At 69.2% G+C, this 2,896-nt stretch carries 4 protein-coding genes and 1 pseudogene; all 5 read right to left on the bottom strand.

Features of this window, described 5'->3' with window-relative positions:
* A pseudogene (locus tag V6M46_RS11965) lies at positions 1-202 on the bottom strand (dihydrofolate reductase); the annotation flags it as partial.
* A gap of 96 nt (positions 203-298) precedes the next feature.
* Positions 299-1,141, bottom strand: coding sequence for an exonuclease domain-containing protein (locus tag V6M46_RS11960; RefSeq protein WP_332665255.1), 843 nt, complete (start codon positions 1,139-1,141; stop codon positions 299-301).
* A gap of 64 nt (positions 1,142-1,205) precedes the next feature.
* Positions 1,206-1,898 carry a gamma-glutamyl-gamma-aminobutyrate hydrolase family protein gene (locus tag V6M46_RS11955; protein ID WP_332665252.1) on the bottom strand — a complete coding sequence of 231 codons (693 nt, stop codon included), beginning with the start codon at positions 1,896-1,898 and terminating at the stop codon, positions 1,206-1,208.
* A gap of 2 nt (positions 1,899-1,900) precedes the next feature.
* Entirely contained in the window at positions 1,901-2,668 is a 768-nt protein-coding gene (locus V6M46_RS11950; protein ID WP_332665250.1) for a 3-oxoacyl-ACP reductase, read from the bottom strand.
* Positions 2,669-2,728: 60 nt separating this feature from the next.
* A partial coding sequence (locus V6M46_RS11945; RefSeq protein WP_332665256.1) for an aldehyde dehydrogenase family protein occupies positions 2,729-2,896 on the bottom strand: 168 nt, incomplete at its 5' end.

The raw sequence follows: 2,896 nt of genomic DNA, 5'->3' as shown, positions 1-2,896 counted from the left end.
GGCGGCCGGCGATTGTCACTCCAATCTGGTCCCAGTACGCCCGGGTGTAGTCGTAGGACACCTGCGACACCTTCAACGCGCCGCTCTCGTCCAACGGCACGTCACCGCTGGACAACCAGTCGAACAGCGGTCCGGGCTGGTCGTTCTCGTCCGCGACGAAGCCGTCGACCGACACCGAGCTGTACATGACCACCTTGCCCACGGGGCTCTCCTCTGCTTTGGGTGCCCCCAAATTAGCGCGCCGTGAGCTGTCGCTCTGGTAGGAAATCAATCGGCCGGCCGCGGCCAGCCATACGCGTCAGGCGATCTGGGTGTTGCGCATCTGCGGCTGCGCCAGCGGCCAACCGGCCGGATCGTCGAGCGAACGGCCGACCTTGCGGGCGTAGTGGTTCCAGTCCTCGGCGCGGCCCGCGAACCAGATGATCTGACGGAGCATGAGGCTCTCGAGGTCGCCGGCCGCAACCGTCGGGTGGCGCCGGCCGATCTCATAGGCGATCTCACGCGCCGCGCGGGCGTCGGCGGTCGCATCGTGTGCGTTGTCGAGCGGCACCTCGTAGTAGGCGGCCACATCGGTGAGCCGCCGCGGGCCGAGGCCGCCGCGCTCGATGCCCCAGTCGATGACATAGGGATCGACGACGAACAGGCGCTCCCAGTCGGGCTGTGTCAGGCCCCATCGATCAGCCTCGGCACGCAGCATCGTGAGGTCGTAGGCGGCATTGAAGACCACGAGCCCGACGCCACGTTCGATCAGGTCCTGCACCCAGGCGATGACCTCGGCGAGCGCGTCGACGGGTGCCGGGGCTCCGGCCAGCGCCTCAGCGGTGAGTCCGTGGACCTCGGCCGAGGCCGGCGGAATCGGGACGCCGGGGTTGATCAGGCCCGAGAAGTCGTGCCCGCGGTCGTCGAGCAGGGCGTAGCTCAGCACCCGGTCGGTCCACGGGTCGACGCCCGTGGTCTCGAAGTCGAGAGAGGCCAGCGCGACCTGGTGCCAGCCCGGATGGTCACCGCGTGGGGGCGGCGCGGGTGAGCACTCGACGCAGACGGTGCGCCAGCTGCCGGGAAAGCCGATGAGCTGTCCGGCCGCGATCTCGACCGTGGCTTCGCACACGGCGCACAGCCCGGCGTACTTGTTGGCTCTCATGGTGATCACGGTAGGTGCCGGGGCGGACAACGGACTTCAGACACACCGATGTGGCGGTCTCGCCTCAGCGCGACGCGGCTTCAACCAGCGCGCGGAACAAGCCCGCATCCTCGATGCGCTCGGGGTGCCACTGCACCGCCAGCCAGAACGGTCGCGACGGGTCCTCCATCGCCTCGAGCACGCCGTCGGCCGCGTGCGCGGCGGCGACGAACCCGGGGTGCTCGCGTACGGACTGGTGGTGGTGGCAGTGCACCGAGCCCTTCTCGCCGACGGCGCGACGCAGCAACGTACCCGGCACGACATCGACGTCGATCACCCCGAACTCGGGACCACCGGGCGAATGCTCCTCATGCCCGGCGATGTCCGGCACGTGCTGGTCGAGCGACCCGCCTGCATGCACCGCCATGACCTGCATGCCGCGGCAGATGCCGAGCACCGGCAGCCCCGCAGCGGCAGCCGCGTCGAGCATCGCGAGCTCCCAGGCATCGCGGTCCTCGCGCCAGCCGACCGTACGCTCGTGGGGCTCCTCGTCGTACCGGCTCGGATCGACATCGGCGCCGCCGGCGATGATCAGCCCGTCGATCCGCGCCGCCACCGACGACGCACCGCTCGGGTCGCCGGGCGGCAGCAGCACCGCGACTCCCCCGGCAGCCTCGATCGATCGCGAGTAGACCGCATGGAGCACGTCGGCCTGCTCGTGCCAGAGGCCCCACCGCGACTGCTCGCGGTAGGTCGTGACTCCGATCAGCGGCTTCATCGTCACACCGGCGTGACGTACGCCCCGGAGATGCCGCCGTCCACGAGGAACGTCGACGCCGTCATGAAGCTCGACTCGTCCGACGCCAGGAACAGCACCGCATTGGCCATCTCCTCGGGCTCGGCGAACCGGCCCAGCGGCACGTGCACCAGCCGGCGCTCGGCCCGCTCCGGGTCGCTCGCGAACAGCTCGCGCAGCAGCGGCGTGTTGACCGGGCCGGGGCACAGGGCGTTGACGCGTACGCCCTCACGCGCGAACTGCACGCCGAGCTCGCGCGACATCGACAGCACGCCGCCCTTGGAGGCCGAGTACGAGATCTGCGACGTCGCCGCACCCATGACCGCGACGAACGACGCGGTGTTGATGATCGAGCCCTTGCCCTGCTCGAGCATGTAGGGCAGCGCCGCCTTGCAGCACAGGTAGACGCTCGTCAGGTTGACGTCCTGCACGCGCTTCCACGCCTCGAGGTCGGTGTCGAGGATCGAGTCGTCCTCCGGCGGCGAGATGCCGGCGTTGTTGAACGCGATGTCGACCGAGCCGTACGTGTCCTTGGCGGTCTTGAACAGCGCGTCGACCTGCTCCTTGTCGGTGACGTCGACGTGCACGTACGTCCCGCCGACCTCCTTCGCGATGCCGGGCCCCTTGGCGTCGTCGAGGTCGCCGATGACGACGTTGGCGCCCTCCTCGGCGAACCGGCGTACGGTCGCCAGCCCGATGCCCGAGCATCCGCCCGTCACGACGGCGGTCCTGCCTGCAATACGTCCTGCCATGATTCTCACTTTCGGTCCTTGAGCTTGTCGAAAGGACCTCCCGACAAGCTCAAGGTGCGGTTAGTCGTTGGAGATGAAGATGTTCTTGACGTCGGTGAAGGAGTGCGGCGCGTCCGGGCCGAGCTCGCGGCCGATGCCGGACTGCTTGAAGCCGCCGAACGGCGTCCAGTAGCGCACCGACGAGTGCGAGTTGACGCTCAGCGCACCGGCCTCGACGGCTCGCGAGAC

Source organism: Aeromicrobium sp. (assembly GCF_036676885.1).
Taxonomy (GTDB): Bacteria; Actinomycetota; Actinomycetes; order Propionibacteriales; family Nocardioidaceae; genus Aeromicrobium.
Note: the sequence above shows the minus strand (reverse complement) of the source record. Positions and strands in the feature narration are given on the sequence as shown.

Bases quoted from the DNA above. Each gene is read 5' to 3' on its own strand.
- V6M46_RS11960 (WP_332665255.1), bottom strand. From the start codon at position 1,141: ATGAGAGCCAACAAGTACGCCGGGCTGTGCGCCGTGTGCGAAGCCACG.
- V6M46_RS11950 (WP_332665250.1), bottom strand. From the start codon at position 2,668: ATGGCAGGACGTATTGCAGGCAGGACCGCCGTCGTGACGGGCGGATGC.
- V6M46_RS11955 (WP_332665252.1), bottom strand. From the start codon at position 1,898: ATGAAGCCGCTGATCGGAGTCACGACCTACCGCGAGCAGTCGCGGTGG.